This is a genomic window from Pseudomonas sp. LS2P72, from assembly GCF_054897865.1.
This window is the reverse complement of the sequence record NZ_CM142708.1, coordinates 2,787,982-2,809,025: the sequence shown is the minus strand read 5'-3', so window position 1 is coordinate 2,809,025 and position 21,044 is coordinate 2,787,982. Positions and strand designations below refer to the sequence as shown.

Below are 21,044 nucleotides of genomic sequence, written 5' to 3'. Positions count from 1 at the left end.
TCATCGGCCAATGGACGCTCATGTCCCACTTTTTTGCACAGGTCTCAGCATGACTCAGACTCACGAAGACGCGCCGTTCGAAGGCTTCGAGCTGTCGCCACAACAGTCGCACCTGTGGCGCCTGCAACAAACTCGTCTGGCTCCGTCAGCGCAGCGGGCCACACTGCGCATTCGCAGCGGGCAACCGCTGGACAGCGCACGACTGAAAAACAGTTTGCTGGCGTTGATGCAACGCCACGAGATCCTGCGTACCCGTTATCAACAACTGCCGGGGCTGTCGCTGCCGATGCAGGTGATCGACGATTCGGTTGATGATTGGCAAGCGCTGGGCATCGAGCTGCACGTAGATACTCAGTCAGCGACCTTGCACCTGCCGGCCTTGCATCTGGACAGCACCAGCCTGGGCTACCTCGGCGAAGAATGGGCGCTGGGCTATTTGCAAACAGCACCTCAAGAGCCGCCGCTGCAATACGCCGACTATGCGGCGTGGCGCCTGGAGTCGGTGGACGACCAGGGCCGACAGTTCTGGGATGAGCAGTTCAATGCAATGGTCGCGGATGTGCCTTTGCCTTGGCAGCGGCAGAATCCGGCTACCAGAATTGTCGAAATGGCGCGGATGCAACTGTCGTTCGACGACGCCACCCTGCAACGCCTCGATCAGCAAGCGGCCAACCACGGCGGAAGCCCCGGCACGATCGTGCTCGCCGCCTGGGTCACCCTGTGGCAACGCTACAGCGAGGCCGAACGCCTCACGCTGGCCTACGAGAATCAGGCGCGTCCGGACGTGTTGGGTGATGCCCTCGGCCTGTTTTCCGAGCCGTTGCCGCTGACGCTCGACACCGCGCCCGAACTGTCGTTTGCCGCGTTGTGCCAGCAACTGACCGAGCGCGTTGGCCTGCTCAACGATGCCCGGGACAGCTACCCGAGCCACTTGAGCAATGTGCCGTCGTTGTCCGGCGTGGGTTATCGCGAACTCGCAGTCGTGCCGCACAGTGCGCTGAACGATGCCGGTTGGCAGATCGAACAGGCTGACAGTGTCAGCGCTGATTGTGCGTTGCTGTTGCAATACCAGCCGCGTTCGGCCAGTGGTCTGTCACTGCATTTTGATGCCGCGCTCTACTCACCAGCCCATGTCGAGCTCCTCGCCGAGCAGTTGCTGAGCGTGATCGAGCATAGCCTGCGTGAACCGGCCGCCAGCCTGAGCCAACTGGCTACTTGCAGCGCCGCCGAGCAACAACGGGTGACCGGCGCATTGGCCACTTCGCCGACCCTGAGCCCGACGCAAGAACAGCTTTATGCCGCCACTTTTGCCCTGCCCAACCTGGCTGCCTGTTTCGCCCAAGGCTCGGCCTCCAACGCTCAGCGCCCGGCGGTCACTGGCCCAAGCGGCACCTTGAGTCATGCCGAGCTGGATCATCGCGTCACGGCCCTCACCCAGCAATTGCTTGCTCAGGGCCTGGAACCCGGTGCGCGGATCGCGCACTTCCTGCCGCGCGACATCGATGCAGTGGTGGCGCTGGTCGCTATCCTGCGCGCCGGCGCCTGCTACGTACCGATCGACCCGGCCTACCCCACCGAGCGCATCGAGCATATTCTGCGCGACAGCCAGGCACGTCTGGTGCTGACCCATCACGCTCGCGTGCAAGACCTGCCGGCGGACTGGCAACCGAGCGCGATGGCGATTGATCAAGCGATGCCGGCGGTGCCGTTGCGGGAGGAGCCGACCGTCTCGCGGGATCAGCCGGCCTACCTGATTTACACCTCTGGCAGTACTGGCCAGCCCAAAGGCGTGGTCATCAGCCATGCCAACGCCCTGCATTCGCTGGCGGCGCGGCTGGCAGGGTATCCGCAGCCGGTGCAACGTTTCCTGTTGCTGTCGTCGTTCGCCTTCGACAGCTCCATTGCCGGGCTGTTCTGGAGCCTGGCCCAGGGCGGTTGCCTGCACCTGGCCAGCGAAACCGAACAGAAAGATCCGCTGCAACTGGCCCGTCTGATCCGCAGCCACGACGTATCGCACCTGTTGGCACTGCCTTCGTTGTACGCCTTGATCCTGGACGAGTTGGGCGATTTCCCGAGCCCATTGAACACCGCGATTGTCGCCGGTGAAAGCTGCCCGCCAGCGCTGGTCGACAGCCACTATCGGCGCCAACCCGACGCGCAGCTCTACAACGAATACGGACCGACGGAAGCGTCGGTGTGGAGCACCGTCGCTCTCTGCCAACCCGATCAGAACGCGGGGTACGTCCCCATCGGCCGCGCCATTGCCCACACCCGGATGTATTTGCTCGACAGCGACGGCGCCCCCGTGGCCCGAGGGTTCAAAGGTGAAATTCACATTGCCGGACCGGGACTGTCTGAAGGTTATCTGGGCCTGCCGCAGATGACCTCCGAGAAATTCATCCAGGCCAGTCATCCATCCCTCGACGGCCAACGCCTGTATCGCACCGGCGATTTCGCCTGGCAGGACCTGGACGGACAACTACTGTTCCTCGGGCGCACCGACTCACAGATCAAACTGCGCGGTTACCGTATCGAGTTGGGCGAAATCGAAACCGCGCTATGCAACGTCAGCGCCGCCAAACTGGCGGTGGTCTTGTTGGACACCACTCAGACCGAACCGAGCTTGCGTGCGTTCATCGAATCGGCCACTCAACTTCAGGCCAGTGCCGTGCGCGAATCCCTCGGGGCGCTGTTACCGGCGCACATGATTCCCGCCGATATCCAGTGGCTGGCGCAACTGCCGCGCACTGCCAACGGCAAGGTCGACCATCGTACCTTGCTGGCCCGTGCGCCAAATCGCAGTCTCGCGGCTTACGCAGCGCCCGAAGGGCATATCGAGCAGGTGCTCGCAGTAGTATGGCAAGAGCTGTTGGAGGCTGAAGTAATCGGCCGTCACGACGACTTTTTCGCCCTCGGTGGCCATTCGCTGCTGGTGGTGCGTATGACCGCCAGGTTGCGCGCCACGCTCGGCATTGAGGTGCCGGTCAGTGTGATCTTCCAGCACCCGACGTTGATCGGCCTTGCTGAACAAATTACCCGGTCCCACGACCAGGCGGCGATCATTTCCTTGCAGGCCGGCGCAACTGGACAGACACCGTTGTTCTGCCTGCACCAGCCAGCGGGCGGGGTTCACCATTACATGCCGATGGTCGCGGGGTTGCCGAAGGAGCTGCCGGTGTACGGCGTTCCGCTGCCCGAGTCGCTGCGCAGTCAGGACCTTGCTGCATTAGCCCGCGAATACTTGCCGCAAATCCGCCAGATTCAGGCTCAGGGTCCGTATCGCTTGGCCGGTTGGTCGATGGGCGGCTTGCTCGCGCTGGAGTTGACCCGGCAGCTGGAGGCCCAAGGGCAAGCGGTTGAGTGGTTGGGGTTGTTCGACAGCACATTCCACGCCGAGGATGAAACACTGGCGTGGGATGCGCTGCTGGCCATCGTTCAGCAAGAATTGAGCAGCGACAGCCGCCAGCGACTCACCGCGCAATGTCTGACGGAGCTGCGCACGGCGACTGCCGAACTGGGTCGCGTGGAGCAATTGCGTTTCGCCCTGCTGGAATGGACGAGTGCCAACGGCCTGGGGCTCAATGCACCGCTGGCCTATGTCGAACAGACCTTGAATGTGATGACGGACGCTCGTCGTTGGGTCAGCGGCTATTCGGTGCCCGTCGTGCAGGCCACCCTGCAACTCTGGTGGGCCGAACAGACGCTTGTCGAGCACCCGAATCTGCCGGCGCAATGGGACGCGATCAGCCAGCGAACCTGTCATCATCAGGTCGCCGCCGATCACGACTCGATCCTCGGGCAGTCCGCCTTCCATGAACAACTCAACAAGTCGCTGGCCATGGCCTCGACGGAAACCGTCGCATGAACCTGATTCTCTATCTCTACCGCCAATCGGCACGCCTGCTGGCGCTGGCCTCGATCACTGGCGCACTGGGCGGTCTGGCCAGTGCGGGGCTGGTGATTCTGATCAACCGTGGGTTGGCCAACCCGCAGCAATTGCCGGAACTGGCCCTGGGGTTTTTCGGGCTGTGTATCGGCATGCTGCTGAGCAAACTCTGTTCGGAACTGTCGCTGCTGCACCTGACCCAAAGCGCGATTTTCCAGATGCGTATCGACTTGTCGCGCAAGCTGCTCGCCACCCCGCTCAAACGCCTGCAAGGCATGGGCAAACACCGTTTGCTGGTGATCCTCACCGAAGACGTGCACACGTTTACCGCTGCGTTCGAGTGGGTGCCGTTGCTGTTCGTCAACGCTGTGGTGACCCTGGCGTGCTTCGCCTACCTGGCTTGGCTGTCGTGGTCGTTGCTGGCGATTCTGGCATTGTTTCTGATGGTCGGCCTGGTGGCGTTTCACTTGGCCGAACGCGGGCCGTTGAGCCATCTGGAACGGGTGCGCCAGCAAAAGGATGTGCTGTATCAGCACTTCCGTAGCCTGATCGAAGGCAGCAAGGAATTGCAGCTGAACAACGCCCGCGGTGAGGCCTTTGTCGAACGAGTCATCCGTCCGGGAGCGGACGAGTTTCGCGTGCGTTTCCTGCGCGGTATGGCCGGGTATTCGGTGGTGGCCAACCTCGGCACGCTGCTGTTTTACCTCAACCTCGGCGTGCTGCTGTTCATCGTGCCGTTCTGGCTGCCACAACCGATTACCGTGCTGACCAGTTTCACCGTGACCTTGCTGTACCTGGTACGGCCGATCTCCGACCTGATGATCGCCCTGCCCTCGCTGCGTCAAGCCAGCATCGCCCTGAACCGCATTCGCCAACTGGACGCGGAGCTGAGCACCGAAGCCCGGATAGCTGCGCCGCTCGGCAATGTGTTCGCCAGTGAAGGCCCGATGCACCTGTTGCTCAACGGCGTGTGCCACCGCTATCCCGGCGAGCATGAGGATCATCCCTTTATGCTCGGCCCGGTGGACCTGACGCTGGAACAGGGTGAACTGGTGTTTGTGGTGGGTGGCAATGGCAGTGGCAAGACCACGCTGTCCATGCTGATGCTGGGCTTGTATGCACCGGAAACCGGTTGTGTGGTGCTCAATGGTGTGGAAGTGGACGATGACAACCGCGAGCAATACCGTCAGCACTTTGCCGCGGTGTTCGCTGACTTCCACCTGTTCGAACATTTGTTGGGCGACGACGGACCGGACGCCGAATATCGCACCGCCGAAGCGACGCGTTATGTGAAAGCGTTGGGGTTAGGACACAAAGTCAGCATTGTCGATGACCGTTTTTCCACCGTGGAACTGTCCACGGGTCAACGCAAGCGACTGGCGCTGGTGTCGGCGTATCTGGATGACAAGCCGTTTTATCTGTTCGATGAATGGGCCGCCGACCAGGATCCGACCTTCAAGCGGGTGTTCTACATGGAGTTGTTGCCGGAACTGAAAGCCCGGGGCAAAACCGTGATCGTGATCACTCACGATGACGCTTACTTCCAGCAGGCCGACCGGGTGCTGAAAGTAGAGAACGGTCGTCTCACCCAGGTGGAAGCGCACGCGGCTTATGCCTGATGAGGCGCTGTGATGTCAGCGCCCGGCACCAGCGGACAGTTGTCGCAGTACGGGCGTGCATCACCTAATTGATGGTGCAGGCAGCACACCTTGCGCATCAGTAATGGCACGCCGCTCGGACCGGGAGCCAGTTGCAGGAAGCCGTAGAGCGGATTGCGCGTGCCATCGGCCCAGTGCCGCTCCCGGAACAGATGGTCACGCCATTGTGGTGCGTGCGGCATCTGGAAGTAATCGAGTGCGACATCGATGGCGGCCGCCACGTTGTTCCATAGCAAGCGCTGGGCCACCCGCCCGGCGCTGGCCAGTGCCTGCACCAGAGGCGCCATTTCTTCGGTCAACAGGTGCTGCGCGAAGGCCAGCGGATTGTTCAATGGCAGCACCTCACCGGCAGCAAACACCTGAGCCACGGGCATTCCGTTTTCCAGCGCCACATGAGGATCATGCACGATACAACGCAGATGCTGCGCAGCGGCGGCCAGCGGTAAGGCCAGCGTCACGCAGATCAAGTCCATCGACCATTGCGACACCAGTGCAGCCCGAGGCGCAGCGGGATAGTAGTGAGCGTAAAGACTCAACAGGTCAGTGCAGGTTTGCGGATCACGAAACTCAATCAACCCACGGCCTTCGACGTGGCTGCTCAGTCGGCAGGTGCTGCGCAGAAAGGCGCCATCGAAACGAAACAACTGATCGAGCAGGGTTTCGTCGAGCATTCGGGCGGTGGTTTGAAGTGACGTCATGAGGCTTCGTAACTGAGTTTGAGAACTGTTAACCTACCACGTTTTTTGAATTCCGAAGACTCAACACGGCGGGTCAACCCCCGAGTTTGCCAGGCAGGACACTCCGATGTTCATCCAAGATATGAAGTTGCTGGCCGCGCCTTACTGGTCAGCTCAAGGCCGTCGTCGCGCGTGGCTGACACTCGCCCTGGCCATGCTGGCGGTGGCCGGGATCATTGCGATCCAGGTGCGCTGGAACGAGTGGAGCCTGGGCTTTTACAACTCGTTGCAAAGTCTGGACGCCGCCGCGTTCGGTTATCACGTCGTGGAGTTGCTGGTACTCGACGTCGCCTTCATCGCCTGCACCATGGCCAAGTTCCAAGTGCAGCAGCGCTTGCTGATCAGCTGGCGAGAAAAACTCACCCAGGCCTTTCTCGGCAAGTGGCTCGACAGCCAACGCTACTACCGCAGCCGCTTTCACAGCGTGACCTACGACAACCCCGATCAGCGCATTGCCGAGGACTGCAAGATCTTCGTCGAGCAGACCCTGGACCTGGGCTTGAACCTGCTCCAGGCGATCATTCTGGTGGTGCTGTTCAGCATGATCATGTGGCGCATTTCCGGCACGCTGGAATTTGAAGTCGCCGGGCATGCCGTCGCCATCCCCGGCTATATGTTATGGCTCGCCTTGATCTACGCCGTGATCGGCAGCGGCATCGCGCACTGGATCGGTAAACCGCTGATCGGGCTCAATTTCCTGCAACAACGTCGTGAGGCGGATTTTCGTTTCGGCCTGACGCGTCTTCGTGAAGACGCCGAAAACGTCGCCCTTTCCCGAGGTCAGGGCTGGGAAAGCAAGCAGTTACTGGGACAACTGGGACTGCTGCTGAGCAACTACGGCAAGCTGGTTCGCTCGAAAAAACACCTGTTGGGCATTAATGCGGCGTATGAGCGATTCGCCTTCACCTTGCCGCTGCTGCTAGTGTCACCGCGCTTCTTCTCGCGGGAAATCCAACTGGGGCAACTGACACAGATCGCTTCGGCTTTCGGCGAGATTCAGGCTTCTCTTTCGTTTCTGATTCGCAGCTACCCGCAAATCGCCGAATGGCGTGCGACCAAGACTCGCTTATGCAGTTTCTGGCGTGAACTTGACGCACTACCTGCACCGGTTGACCCCGTCACCCGTCGTACAGCTGGCCTGCGGCTGCATGACTTTGCACCGCTGAATGAGCACGGTTTACCGCTGTTCGAACCGCTGACGCTGACCTTGGCTCCCGGCGAACGGCTGCTGCTGCGCGGCCCTTCCGGCGTGGGCAAGACCACCCTGCTCCGCTCGCTTGCAGGATTGTGGCCACGGCACCAGGGCAGCGTCGAACTGGACCGCGAGGGTCTACTTATCCTGCCGCAGAGGCCTTATCTGCCCAATGGTTCGTTGCATGAACTGTTGCATCAAACCGGCGAGACCGGTGCTTTCGAAATCGATGAAGCACGCTTGGAAGCTGTGCTCAAACTGACAGAGTTGCAGCACTTGCCGTTATACAGAACCGATGACTGGAGCCGGCGATTGAGCCCCGGCGAGCAGCAGCGTCTGGCCATGGCCCGCGCCTTGCTGATTCGGCCACCCTTGCTGTTCCTCGATGAAGCCACTTCGGGCCTGGACGACAGTGCCGAGCGACGGTTGTACGAAGCGCTGGCGGCAGCCGACATTACGCTGGTCAGCATCGGCCATCGCGAAAGCCTCGATGCGTACCACACCTGCGTGATCGATGTGGTGCCAGTGGCTTTGCCCTCCGCGTCCAAACCAATTCCCTCCACCACTCTGGAATTTTGAAACGAGCCGCTGCTGTACACCGCCAACGCCGCCCAAGCATTGCCCAGTGACGGTTACAGCCAGGGCTTGATTTTCTTCGGCTGAGTAATCGCCCAGACACTCTGGCAGCAGCGTCACTTGCGTCCGAGCCTCACCTCCAATAAATCGCTTCATGATCGCCCCGATACGATCTAGACGATCACTGGCGTTTTCACACAGCCTAGGCCCATAGCTCCCGGTCAGCATTGTCTGAAATTGGCTGAATGTTACCTTTCGCGATAGCCAGCAATCGACCCCGAGCGGACATTGCTGTTGTAGCTCTGCAACGTTGTTACAGGTAATTCACGATGAACGTCACTTCGGTGTTTGCTGTGCCGGCGGTCAGTCGGCTGTCGGCCAAGCGATAGTAGGTGGCGTGCAAAGGGATGTTGAAGTCGGTCCCCGTGGTGGTGAAGCCATCGAACGGGTAAGGGGCGACGCAGCCGACCTCGCAGACTCCCCGGAGGGGCGGCGGACACTGCCTTTGGGTATTAACCTCTCAACCAAACCTCCTGCGGCTTGCCCTGAAGCAAGCATCGAGAAGGTGATCAACGGGATTCAGGTTCCGCTTTTAACCTTGCTCCAGACCCGGGTACGAATGCGCTCAATTTTGAGAGGGAGTGGCTGGTCGGGGAACAGCGTGGCCAGGGTTGCTGCCGGGGGATAGACGTCAGGATTGTTTCTCAGCCCCTCATCGACATAGAGCAAGGCGCTCTTGTTGCCGTTGGGATAACCCAAGTAGTTGGAGCTTTTAGCGATGATCTCGGGACGCATCATGTAGTTGATGAAGTTCATGCCTTGCTCCGGATGCGGAGCGTCCTTGAGCAACACCAGAGTTTCCACCCATACCGACGAGCCTTCGCGCGGAATGCGGTAGGCCAACTGGCGACCGTTGTTGGCGCGTTCGGCGCTGACCTTCGCGTCATATACCCCACCCGACCAGGCCACCACGGCGCAAATATTGCCGTGGGCCAGGTCAGTGATGAACCGTGACGAATCAAAGTAGGTGATGTAGGGACGGATTTTGAGCAGTAGCGCTTCGGCTTTTGCATAGTCATCGGGGTTCTTGCTGTCGGGTGGCAAGCCGAGATAATGCAAGGCGATCGGAATGATCTCGCTTGGGGAATCGAGCATCGCAACACCGCATTGGCTGAGCTTGGCGATGTTTTCTTCCTTGAAGATCAGATCCCAGGAATCCACCGGGGCAGCCGCACCCAGTACCTTGGCCACCTGATCCACGTCATAGCCGATGCCCGTAGTGCCCCACATGTAGGGGATCGCATAGCGATTACCGGGATCGTTCTGAGCAACCTTGGCGAGAATCTCGGGATCAAGGTTCGGCCGGTTGTTCAATTGGCTGCCATCCAGTTCCTTGAGTACGCCCGCCTTGATCAGGTTGGGCAACGCACTGCTCGTCACCACCACTACGTCGTATCCGCTCCGTCCGACCATCAACTTGCTCTGCATTACTTCAGAGCTGTCAAAGGTATCAAGCACCATGGGCGTACCGGTTTCCTTCTCGAATTCCTTTGGCGCTTCGGGGGCAATGAAGTCATACCAGTTATAAAAGTTCACACTGGGGGCCTGCGCCCAACTGGCGCCCATGCCCAGTCCGAAGAAGGTAAACAGGCTAACGTGCAGCAAACACATAGATTTCATGGGGTGCTCCTGGCGAATCGGCCTTCGATCGGGGATCCGCTGCAAAATTGTTCTTATTTGAAATCGAAACAGCATTTGCCGCTCAGGGAATCAATAACTCGCGGCGACCATCCGGCTGTTCGTTGAGAGTGCCGTGTAATTGCAAGCGTTTCTCCGTGCGATAGTCATAGAGTGCGCGTGCCGGGATGATCCGCGTCATGTCCAATTCCACGACATGCCGACACTCCTGCGATCCGGCTTCAAACAGTCGCTGACCGAACGGGTCGACCACCGTACTGCCCCCTGCGAAGATTTCGCCTGCGCCCTCGCCGACCCGGTTAACCATGGCGGCGAAGACCTGATTTTCCTGGGCTCTGGCGGCAACCGCGGTATGGTGCACGTGGCCGTAAGGCTCCATGTTGCCGTCAGTGATTAGAATCAGCTCAGCGCCGAGTGCAGCCAATGCGCACGCGCTTTCCGGAAATTCGATGTCATAGCAGATCAACAGCCCGATACGCACGCCGCGCCATTGCACTGTCGAAAAACGGTCGCCTGGCAGTACGAGGGAGGGTTCGCCAACCCACAAGTGAGTCTTTCGATAACTGAGCGCCACGCCTTCCGGGGTTATGAACAACGTGGTGTTGTAGAAGCTCTCGCCATCGCGCTCGATCAAACCCACAACCACTGCGATATCTCGCTCCCGGGCGACAGCGCAGATCGTCTGAACGCTGGGCCCGGAAACGAGCTCGGCGAACCGGGCAATATTCTCGTGGCTGAGAAAGCCGGTGATATACGACTCGGGGAAAATTACGATATCGGTGCCAGGTGCGCTTTCGGCAATCGCTCGCAGGATGCGTTCCAGGTTGTAAGCGACATCGCCATCGCGACACGCCAACTGTACGAGTTCAAGTTTCATTATCAGACCGTCAGGTAATTAGCGTCCTGGCCAGGAAGCGGATGACTTTGTCAAAGGCCCAACAAGTATGCGTATCGTGAAAAAAGTTCCTATCACGCGGAATAAGTACCCCCAAAGGGGTAGAAGACGGAAATGACAGGAAAGTACCGCTGAAGAATCCAGGCAATCAGTTGCATCGACCGATTAAATCCACACTCGATTGCAGACCCACCACTCTGGAATTTTGAGATTTTTGATATCGTTGCCAAAAAAGTGGCTGGCGTTTGCGAGCCTGACTGCGTGCCTGCCCTGCGTTGAACACGCTCAGGCGAACGAGCCGCTGCTGTACACCGTCAACGCGGCCCAAGCATTGCCCTGTGACGGTTACAGTCAGGTCTTCGGTGCAACTGGAACCGATGCCAGCCTGTGTCGGTGATCCAGCGTGATAATCAGGCTCAGCATCGATTGAGGGCGCACTGAGGTCTGTCCCCTTTCTTGGCTTCGCTTGTCTTTCAAGGTAAGCGAACGAAAAAGAACGTTCTCGCTACAGAACGCCTTGACTGACGTCCTTCTGCATTGCGGATAAACCCCCAGGACAAATTCCACCTTTGGTATCCGCTGAAGACTCCACCCCAGGGCCAGTCGTTTTGTGGGGGTAAAAACGACCAAAAATAAAAAAGGGTCGCGAGATAAAATCTCGCAACCCTTTGAATTATATGGTCGGGACGGAGTGATTCGAACACTCGACCCCTAGCACCCCATCTCCTTTTTCATACTTCTTGAAAGACTCCAAAATTTTACTCTAGATTTTTCTAAGCTAGTATTTACTTGAGCTCCAGCGGTGTTCTGCTCTACGAGAGTCCAGGAACGTCCATCAAGAGCCGGCGTTTTTGTGGGGGTAAAAGTAGGGGGAACCTATTTTATGGTTAAAATCACCATCAAAGAACTCGAGTCGCTGACCGTTGAAGATGCCGGCCGAATACTCAGGGAGGATGGCAATCTGGCCGGTCGAATCTCAGTGCGCAAGAACGGCGTGTCGGTCAGCTTTTTCTATCGCTATCGGTGGGGCGACCAAAACAAAGAGTACTCCTGCGGGTCCTGGCCGCGCAAATCCCTGACGGACATCCGCAAGGCCCGCAACCAGGCCCGTGCGCTCATCGATGAGCAGATCAATCCCAACGAGCATAAGAAGACCGCCAAGGCACAGGCGCATGCCGCTGCTAACGTTGAGGCCGAACAGGAGAGGACGCGCAAGGTGCAAATACTGACCGTCCAGGATCTGGCCAAGGCCTGGCTGTTGGATGGCGTGGCGCGTAAAGACGGAAATGCCGAGTTGCAACGACGCTTTAACAAGGACCTTTTTCCGGCACTCGGCAAGACAGCGGTGAACAATGTTTCCGAACACGATGTTCGGGCGCTGATCCGGGCCGTGGTCAACCGCGGCGCTCACCGGCAAGCCATCAGCTTCTTCGCCGACCTCACCCAGATGTTCAGCTGGGCTAGAAAGCGCCAACCCTGGCGGGCCTTATTGATCGAGGGTGATCCAACTGAGCTGGTCGACATCTCCCCCCTGATCCCGGCCGACTACGAGGCCGAAAGAAGCAGGATCCTTTCGTCGGCTGAGCTGTTGGAACTGCACAACCGCTTCCAGCAAATGACCGCCGACTACAACGCCCTCCCCGCGGGTCAAAAGTACGACGGCATTCGGCCGCTAAAGAAGGAAACCCAACTTGCGCTCTGGATCAGCTTGGGCACCCTGTGCCGGATCGGCGAGTTGCTGCAGGCCGAATGGAAAAATATCGATCTGGACCGGCAGACCTGGTTTCTCCCCAGCGAAAACGTCAAAGGCACTCGCGGCAAAAAGCAGGACCACCATGTCTTCCTCTCCCCCTTCGCCCTGCATTTCTTTCAAGAACTCAAGACCCTGACGGGAGACTCACAATGGTGTTTTCCGAACAAGCAGGATGATGGGCATGTGGACGTGAAAGTGGTGAGTAAACAGGTCGGTGATCGCCAGGCCCGGTTCAAAAACCGCAAGGCCCTCTCAAGAAGGCGTCACGACGACACGCTGGTCCTTGCCGACGGCCAAAACGGCGACTGGACGCCGCATGATCTGCGCCGCACGGGCGCGACCATGATGCAGGCTTTGGGGGTCAGCCTGGACGTCATCGATCGCTGCCAAAACCATGTGTTGGCCGGCTCTCGGGTGAGACGCCACTACCTGCATCACGATTATGCCGAAGAAAAGAAGCGCGCCTGGAACCTGTTGGGTGATCGCCTCAGTGCAGTGCTGTCCTCAACCTATGAGCACACACCGACTGAGTCGATGATGTCTTTTCCAGACTACGCCGCCAATGGATCCCAGACGCCCTCAATCGGATAATCAAAGTGGGTTTCCCGAAGATTCCAACTAAAAACGGACGGAGGAATGCTCAGGGTCTTCAACCATCCTAGGAAAAAAACGAGCCGGGTTGATGGACAGAGATCGACTGCCCCGTAATTTTCTCCAGAAACTGTTCTGGAAGAATGCGCTCAACTGCTGAGAGAAACGTCTCGATCAGTGACCTGAAATGATCAAGCTCCCCTTCCTGTATCTGCCGCCATAGGCTTGGACGATAGCGAACCAGAATGGACAACGCATAGAGCAACACCAAACATGTCGCTCGATACTCATTTATCGTTCCAAAGAGAGGCAGCATTAGCGCATGTCTTTTAAATGGACTGTGATGTAGCTGAAGTGCATCCCACCAAATACTCGACTCCGGATGATCAATTGCCACACGGAAATGGCTTGCTGATGACCTAGACGAAACTTGGATGATCTCGCGAATTGCCCCAGGAAAAGCAGCAATATCATCCATAGTCATTCGCCCAGACTCATCTATCAAAAGAGCGTAGGTCGTCGTCGCACGGTGGTGTCGACCATTACTTTCTTGATCGTAAGCAGGAGTAACCCAAGAAGGTTTACCTTCAAATATGTCCTCAAAAAGATCCGCAACCTCAGGTATCCGAGAAAACAGCTGCTCCATCGTAAGCCAGCTTTCAACGGGCAGTGCTTTCAGTGCATCCAGACCGTCTGGTTTCCGTTTGGCAGCGACAAGTGAGTTTGCAGTCATCGATTTAACCCAACTTGGGAAAAAACCCGAGACGAGCGCGCCAATGGCCAGACTCTCAAATCGGTCATCTAAACCATCATGGGTGTAAAGGCCATGCCCTTTTTTGGTTGTTGCCTCCAACTCTGAAAGGGTTTGAGGACCACCTGGTGAAGCAAGCATCTCGGCAAATGCGAACGACATTGTGCCGTAATACAGATTGAGTACACGTTGACTGACATTTCTTCGATCAATGGCACTGAAATAATCGGTGGCATTTCGGAGCGCGAAAGCAACGCCCTCTCCCTTTGACACAATGGTCGACGGCTCAAGACTTAGGCTTTCAAGTTGAGCGCGACGGTCGACCATCTTTCGAGCAAGAGTTGCACTTTTTAACTGAGAAAGCCTCGCCCAGACTGCTTCTATCGGAGTCTCTGAAAGCAGCACTCGCCGCGGTGCTTGCAACTCTTCAAGGCTCGTCTCTTCTGCTTGCGTTGTCGTAGGAGCAAACTTTCCAGTGCTGCTTTCACGGTTCCATTCGATGAGAAAGGGTTGAAAATCGTCAATCGGCTTCACGGGAATGGATACCCCCATAGCGAATGACTCAACCATGTACGGCTGTCCGTTAAAAAAGATAACGGACACCTCTCCAGCCAGTTGCTTGTATACATTGTTGCTCGTCGCTGACGAATAGAGTACTGCGGCCGAACGCTCCGCCCCGCCTCTAGACGCCTTTACGACCACATACTCTCCTGCGGCAACCTCACGGACTATGGACGCTTCCCAGCCATGTCCGACTAGCTTATCAAGCATATTTCTTTTCACTGCGTCCCGCAGAATATCTAAGCGCGCCTTCCATCCGCTGTCTTGCATATGCCTTCTCCTTGCTCTGTCTCTCTACCAAACACTATCGCAGCTTCATTCATAGCATTGATCGATCGAATCCACAGCCAATAGCGGCCATACACGCTCCGTTACTGAATAATTGGTTTTCGTAAAAAGCGGGTGGCAGAAGCCGACGCGACATTACGCTCCGGCTACTTCCATTACCGTCATTTCACTTTTTGATGGATACAATCGTGGCTCGGCCACCCTCTAACCGAAATGAAAACGACACTCGGTCTCCGGCCGTCAGCCCTGTCAGCTGATCTTCCGTTACGGAAAAAGCCATGGTCATAGCAGGCCACTGCACGGCTGGCACGGCGCCATGAGCGATAGTCACTGTCTGCTTCTCGGAGTTAATTGACTTGATCGTGCCCTCCGCTTTGGCTATCGGAGCCTGCTTTACGTCCTGCTTCATCTCCATGCCCTCCATACCGTCCATTTTCATGCCCGGCACGTCCTCTGCCAGGGCAGAAAGAGACAGCGCAAATACGGTGATTGCAACTGCAATCAGGGTCAGTTTCATAGGACGTTTCCTTGAGAGTTAATGGGTTCAACTGAGAGGTGCCGGCGACGCATCAGGCGATAGGCTGCCGGAATGACAAACAGCGACAGCAAGGGTGCGGTGATCATGCCGCCCACCATGGGCGCGGCGATGCGACTCATCACCTCGCTGCCGGTGCCGCTGCCCAACAGGATGGGTAACAGGCCGGCAATGATCACGGCCACGGTCATGGCCTTGGGTCGAACGCGCTGCACGGCCCCTTCACGAATGGCCGCAATCAGCCCACGCTCAGTGTTGTCACCGAGGTCTTCACGTTCGGCCCAGGCGTTTTTCAGGTAGAGCAGCATGATCACGCCAAATTCGGCAGAAACACCGGCCAAGGCGATAAAGCCGACCCCGGTGGCGACCGACAGGTTGAACCCCAACAGATAGAGGAACCATGCCCCGCCAGTCAGGGCGAATGGCAGAGTGGCCATGATCAGCAGGGCCTCGTCGAAGCGGGCAAACGTCAGGTAAAGCAATACGAAGATGATCAACAGCGTGGCAGGCACCACCAGTTTGAGTCGTGCGTTGGCCCTTTCGAGAAATTCGAACTGTCCTGAGTAACTCAGGCTCATGCCGGGCTGAAACTTGACCTGCTCGCTGACGACCCGGCGTAGATCGGCGACTACCGAGGCAATGTCCCGGCCACGCACGTCGATGTATACCCAACCAGAGGGCCGTGCATTCTCGCTCTTGAGCATCGGCGGGCCGTCGCTGACCTTGACCTTCGCCACTGTGCCGAGGGTGATCTGGCTCCCTAGCGGGGTGTAGATCGGCAATTGCTCCAGGGCGCCGAGCGAGTCACGCCACTCCCGAGGGTAACGTACGTTGATCGGGAAACGTGCGAGCCCTTCAATGGTCTCCCCGACGTTCTCACCGCCGATAGCACCGGCCACGATGGATTGCACATCGGCGATGTTCAGCCCGTAACGAGCGGCTGCCTTACGATCGATATCCACATCGATATAGCGACCTCCCGTCAGACGCTCGGCCAGCGCCGAACTGACGCCGGGCACATCCTTGGCCACCCGCTCGACCGCCTGGGTAGCGGCATCAATCTCGGTCAGGTTGGTGCCGGCAACTTTCACCCCAATAGGACTCTTGATCCCCGTGGCCAGCATGTCGATTCGGTTGCGAATCGGTGGTATCCAGATATTGGTCAGCCCAGGAACTCGCACCACTCGATCCAGCTCTTCCACCAGTTTTTCCTGAGTCATACCTGGGCGCCATTGCTCCTGTGGCTTGAACTGGATGGTGGTTTCGAACATCTCCAACGGCGCCGGGTCGGTGGCAGTTTCAGCACGACCGGCTTTACCAAAGACATGTTCGACCTCCGGCACGGTCTTGATCAGGCGGTCGGTCTGTTGCAGCAGTTGCGCCGCTTTCTGCGCCGACAATCCCGGCAGAGCCGAAGGCATATAGAGCAGGTCGCCCTCGTCCAAAGGCGGAAGAAACTCGCCACCCAAGCGCGACATTGGCCATAGTGCGCTGATAAAAACCAGCAACGCGACCAGCAGCGTGATCTTCGGTCGTCGCAAGACTGCATCCAGAGCCGGCTGGTAGATCCGGATTAGCCAGCGGTTCAACGGGTTCTGTTGTTCACTGGGAATTCGTCCCCGAATCCAGTAGCCCATCAACACCGGCACCAAGGTCACTGACAATCCCGCCGCTGCGGCCATGGCGTAGGTCTTGGTGAAAGCCAGCGGGCCGAATAGCCGCCCCTCTTGGGCTTGCAGGGTGAACACCGGAATGAACGACAGGGTAATGATCAACAAACAGAAGAACAGTGCTGGTCCAACTTCAGCCGCCGCTTCGGTCATCACGTGCCAATGACGTTCACCCTTCAGTTCCTCCCCCGGATTGGCCACGTGCCAAGCCTCAACCTTCTTGTGCGCGTTTTCAATCATCACCACGGCAGCGTCGACCATGGCACCGATGGCGATGGCAATTCCGCCCAGGGACATGATGTTGGCGTTGATCCCTTGATAACGCATCACGATGAAGGCGATCAGCACCCCCACCGGCAGGGAGATGATTGCCACCAGAGATGAACGCAGGTGCCAGAGGAAGATGCCACACACCAACGCGACGACGATGAACTCTTCGAGCAGTTTGTGGCTGAGATTTTCCACCGCGCGGTCGATTAGTTTGCTGCGGTCGTAGGTGGTGACGATTTCCACCCCCGCCGGCAAGCTGCTTTTCAACTCGTCGAGTTTGGTCTTGACCGCCGCAATGGTTTCGCGAGCGTTCTTGCCGCTGCGCAGAATTACCACACCGCCAACCGTCTCGCCTTCGCCGTCGAGTTCGGTGATGCCACGCCGCATTTCCGGACCCAACTGGATCGTGGCGACATCGCCAAGGGTCACAGGCACACCACCCGATCCCAGCTTGAGTGGGATCGCCCGAAAATCATTGAGCGTTTTCAAGTAGCCGGAAGCACGCACAATGAACTCGGTCTCTGCCATCTCCAGGACGGCGCCACCGGTTTCCTGATTGGCCTTGCCGATCGCTTCGGTCACCTCAGCCTGAGTGATACCGAGGCTGGCCAGTTTGAGGGGATCAATCTGGACCTGGTACTGCTTGACCATGCCGCCCACGGTGGCCACTTCCGCAACGTTGGGCAGGGTCTTGAGTTCGAACTTGAGGAACCAGTCCTGAAGTGCGCGTAGCTGCGCCAGATCGTGTCCTCCACTGCGATCCACCAGTGCGTACTGATAGATCCAGCCCACTCCCGTTGCATCCGGCCCCAACGCCGGTTTGGCGCTGGCCGGCAAGCGACTTTGTATTTGGCTCAGGTACTCCAACACCCGCGAGCGGGCCCAATACAAGTCCGTACCGTCTTCGAACAGCACATAAACAAAGCTGTCACCAAAGAAGGAGTAGCCGCGCACGGTCTTGGCGCCAGGCACCGAAAGCATGGTGGTGGCCAACGGATAGGTCACCTGGTTCTCGACGATCTGCGGTGCCTGTCCCGGATACGGGGTTCGGATGATCACCTGAACATCGGAGAGATCCGGCAGCGCATCGATGGGCGTGCTCTGCACCGACCAGATGCCCCACGCCGTGACAAACAGTGTCGCCAGTAGCACCAGGAATCGGTTGGCTACTGACCAACGAATCAGGGCAGCAATCATAGCTGGCCCCCTGATTTCTCTAGACGCTCAACACGCAAGCCATCGTCGGTTTGACTCACTGCAATCCGGACCTTGTCGCCCGTTTTGAGGCCCTGCATCAGCGCCGGATTGGCGAGCGGGAACGTCATCGTCATGCCAGGCATGCCCAGCGTTTTGAAGGGGCCATGGGCGAGTGTGACTTCTTTGTCGTTGATCTCAACGATCTGCCCATCCGCCTCATGAAAACTGGAGGCTGGCGCGTTGATTGGTGACTGTTCCTCTGAGTTTGCAACGATGCCCTTAAGACTGGCCTCCGAGTCGAGCAGGAACTGGCCAGAGGAAACCACCTTCTGGCCCTCTTCCAGACCTTTCAAGATCGCCGTCTTGCCATCGTTTTCCTGCCCAATCAACACTTCAACAGGACGATAGCGGCCAGCGTCTTCAGCGAGCATCACCAGGGCACGTCGACCGGTGCGAATGACGGCCTCGCTCGGCACCCACAACACACTTTGCTCCGTTGAACGATTGAGGCTCACTCGTGCGGTCATACCCGGCCTGAGACGGCCTTCTGGGTTAGGTAACTCGACGCGTACGCGAAGGGTGCGGCTATCCGGATTGGTTTCCGGAAGAATCGCGCCGACGACGCCCTTGAGCACAACCCCAGGGAACGCGGGCAAACGCGCCTCTGCCGCTTGCCCCATGAGGATTGATCCAGATTCAGTCTCCGGAACGGCCAGGGCCAGCCAGACGCTACTCAAACCATTAACGCGTGCCAGTGTCTCGCCGGCGGCCACCGTCATACCCTCGCGCACATTGAGCTCTTGCAGCACACCACTAATAGGGCTGGTGAGGGTCAGGTTTGGTTGGACTTTGCCACTGCGCTCTACTTGAGCAATTAATGCCGCCGGCATCCCGGTGAGCCGCAAGCGCTGGCGAGCCGCTGCCAGCAAGCCCGCATCGCCACTGCGCTTGAGTGCGAGAAACTCCTCCTGAGCCGCAGCCCACTCAGGTACAAGGATATCCGCCATGGCGGCATTGGCTTTGATCACGTCGCCAGGAGCATGGGCATACACGCGCTCGACGAAACCCGCCGTACGGGCTTGAATGACGGCGACGTCCCGCTCGTTGAAAGCCAACACACCGACAACGTCCAGACTCGAAGCAAACACACCTCGACTGACGGTAGCCAGTCGCACACCGAGATTCTGAGTCAGGCTTGGATCAATGCGAACGGCTGCGCTGTCCCCTTTGATGTCGGCGTACTGAGGGACCAACTGCATGTCCATGAAGGGCGACTTACCCGGCTTATCGAACTTTTGCTGCGGGGACATAGGGTCGTACCAATACAGCACTTTGCGTTCGTCCAGAGAGGGGAGGCTCTGCTCCGGGGCTGCCCCAGGTACTTCGCTCATGCCCTGCTGAGCGAACCAGTAACCACCGGCAACACCCAATACCAGCGAGAGGCCTACCAGCAATGCCCCGTTCCACTTTCTAAGGTTCATTGGCTGGACTCCCCGTAAGCAAAATACAGACGCGCACTGGTCAGCGCTCGCTGCTCTTCCACGTCAATCTGTTTGAGGCGGGCTTCGATGAGCTCGCGCCGAGCGGCCACGACGGAGCTCAAATCGCCTTTGCCGGCGCGGTAGCTGGCCATGCTGAGCTCGACCTTCTCCTTGGCCAAGGGCAGCAAACTGTCCTGGGTTCGATGGACGGCACGATTCAAGCGTTCATAGTCGGCCAGCTCGTCCTCCAGTTGCTGGGTGTGCTCGCGTGACAGGGCTTCACGCTCAGCCTCAAGCTGGTTGAGTTCAGCGTGCTTGGCCGCAATTTTGGGGTTTTGCCGAGAGTCAGGAAACAGTGGTAGATCCCAGGAAAATTGCACGCTGACCATGTCGCCGAACTGTCGGCCGCGATTCTGATAGTCGACTTCCCAGCTCCAATCCGACTGTTTTTCCGCTTCGGCTTCACGGACCTTGGCTTGCGCTTCGCGGGTCATTGGCGCAAAAGCAGCCAATTCTGGGTGATGTTGCAGCTTATGAGAGTAGTCAGAGGCTTCGACAGGCCATTCAGGCAAGCTGCCCACAGGTTTGTCATTGGCGGCTGGTCCAATCCAGCGCTTCAGGGCCGCTCGGGCCTGTGCTCTCTGACGAATCAGATCGTCCTGCTGCTCTTCCAGTTGTGCCGCTTCCTGTTTGGGCGTTACTGCATCAGCAGGTTGAGCGCGGCCGCCGGCAATTTGTGCCCGGACGGTATCGGCCAGCAGACGGTTTTCTTTGTAGAAGTCCTGAAACAGCGCGTCTTTACGCTCAACGGAGTAGCTGTTGATCCAGGCCAACGCCGTGGCCTGACGAACCTTTAGACGTTCGACCCGGCGCTCAGCCGCGGCGCGGTCAATGGCCGCATCAGCGACCTCGATTCGGGCTTTGCGCTTGGCGCTGTTGGGCATCTCCTGACTGACTCCGACCATTCGCATAGTCATGAAGTCCTGGTCGATGCTCCAGCGATCCGGCCCCCCAATGGGGTAGTTCTGTACGCCTAGCAGCAACTTGGGATCGGGTAGTTCACCAGCGGGGATGGCCGCACTGCTGGCGGCCTGAATTTTCGCGTCTTGTGCAGTCAGCGACGGCGCATTGTTTTCAGCCAGCTGCAAAGCTTCATCGAGTGTCAATGCGGCAGCGAGACTCGGCAATGCCAGTACGCTTGCCGCCAGGCCGGCCACGAGGGACCACCCTGTGCAATAGCACTTGGAGTTCATGTTCACGATTCCTGTGATGATCCACTGCGCGCTTCATCAGAGATGCACGCAG

The 21,044-nt window shown here is 58.3% G+C and carries 12 protein-coding genes; 4 read left to right on the top strand and 8 right to left on the bottom strand.

The window, feature by feature from the left end; all coding sequences use genetic code 11:
* Positions 1-49 precede the first annotated feature (49 nt).
* Both ACYZUA_RS13035 and ACYZUA_RS13030 read left to right on the top strand, forming a co-directional pair.
* Entirely contained in the window at positions 50-3,865 is a 3,816-nt protein-coding gene (locus ACYZUA_RS13035) for a non-ribosomal peptide synthetase (RefSeq protein WP_461963397.1), read from the top strand.
* Positions 3,862-5,505: a cyclic peptide export ABC transporter gene (locus ACYZUA_RS13030; protein WP_461963396.1), complete on the top strand. Its 1,644-nt coding sequence runs from the start codon at positions 3,862-3,864 to the stop codon at positions 5,503-5,505. Before ACYZUA_RS13035 ends, ACYZUA_RS13030 begins: the two co-directional genes overlap by 4 nt.
* Here ACYZUA_RS13030 and fhuF read toward each other — a convergent pair.
* On the bottom strand, positions 5,496-6,242 hold the full coding sequence (fhuF, locus tag ACYZUA_RS13025) for a siderophore-iron reductase FhuF (protein ID WP_461963395.1): 747 nt from the start codon (positions 6,240-6,242) through the stop codon (positions 5,496-5,498). The genes ACYZUA_RS13030 and fhuF overlap by 10 nt on opposite strands.
* Before the next feature lie 106 nt (positions 6,243-6,348).
* Here fhuF and ACYZUA_RS13020 point away from each other — a divergent pair, with 106 nt between their 5' ends.
* The gene (locus ACYZUA_RS13020) at positions 6,349-8,052 is read left to right on the top strand and encodes an ABC transporter ATP-binding protein/permease (RefSeq protein ID WP_461963394.1); all 1,704 of its coding nucleotides are present in this window, start codon (positions 6,349-6,351) and stop codon (positions 8,050-8,052) included.
* Positions 8,053-8,628: 576 nt separating this feature from the next.
* Here the strand turns inward: ACYZUA_RS13020 and ACYZUA_RS13015 are convergent.
* Positions 8,629-9,729, bottom strand: a complete 1,101-nt coding sequence (locus ACYZUA_RS13015) for a polyamine ABC transporter substrate-binding protein (RefSeq protein ID WP_461963393.1) — start codon at positions 9,727-9,729, stop codon at positions 8,629-8,631.
* A gap of 82 nt (positions 9,730-9,811) precedes the next feature.
* The gene (locus tag ACYZUA_RS13010) at positions 9,812-10,624 is read right to left on the bottom strand and encodes a carbon-nitrogen hydrolase family protein (protein ID WP_461963392.1); all 813 of its coding nucleotides are present in this window, start codon (positions 10,622-10,624) and stop codon (positions 9,812-9,814) included.
* Between the two features lie 901 nt (positions 10,625-11,525).
* Here ACYZUA_RS13010 and ACYZUA_RS13005 point away from each other — a divergent pair.
* Positions 11,526-12,986, top strand: coding sequence for a tyrosine-type recombinase/integrase (locus ACYZUA_RS13005; protein ID WP_048377702.1), 1,461 nt, complete (start codon positions 11,526-11,528; stop codon positions 12,984-12,986).
* A 67-nt stretch (positions 12,987-13,053) separates the two neighbouring features.
* Here ACYZUA_RS13005 and ACYZUA_RS13000 read toward each other — a convergent pair whose 3' ends face one another.
* The 5 genes from ACYZUA_RS13000 to ACYZUA_RS12980 all read right to left on the bottom strand — a co-directional run bounded on the left by ACYZUA_RS13000 (position 13,054) and on the right by ACYZUA_RS12980 (position 20,992).
* Positions 13,054-14,568 carry a YaaC family protein gene (locus ACYZUA_RS13000; RefSeq protein WP_461963391.1) on the bottom strand — a complete coding sequence of 505 codons (1,515 nt, stop codon included), beginning with the start codon at positions 14,566-14,568 and terminating at the stop codon, positions 13,054-13,056.
* A gap of 184 nt (positions 14,569-14,752) precedes the next feature.
* Positions 14,753-15,103, bottom strand: coding sequence for a copper-binding protein (locus ACYZUA_RS12995; protein ID WP_461963390.1), 351 nt, complete (start codon positions 15,101-15,103; stop codon positions 14,753-14,755).
* Complete coding sequence (locus ACYZUA_RS12990) at positions 15,100-18,258, bottom strand: efflux RND transporter permease subunit (protein ID WP_048377696.1); 3,159 nt, start codon at positions 18,256-18,258, stop codon at positions 15,100-15,102. The genes ACYZUA_RS12995 and ACYZUA_RS12990 overlap by 4 nt, the downstream gene beginning before the upstream one ends.
* Entirely contained in the window at positions 18,255-19,739 is a 1,485-nt protein-coding gene (locus tag ACYZUA_RS12985) for an efflux RND transporter periplasmic adaptor subunit (protein ID WP_461963388.1), read from the bottom strand. Before ACYZUA_RS12985 ends, ACYZUA_RS12990 begins: the two co-directional genes overlap by 4 nt.
* Positions 19,736-20,992 (bottom strand): TolC family protein, encoded by a 1,257-nt coding sequence (locus tag ACYZUA_RS12980; RefSeq protein WP_048377698.1) that lies wholly within the window; start codon positions 20,990-20,992, stop codon positions 19,736-19,738. The genes ACYZUA_RS12985 and ACYZUA_RS12980 overlap by 4 nt, the downstream gene beginning before the upstream one ends.
* Positions 20,993-21,044 lie beyond the last annotated feature (52 nt).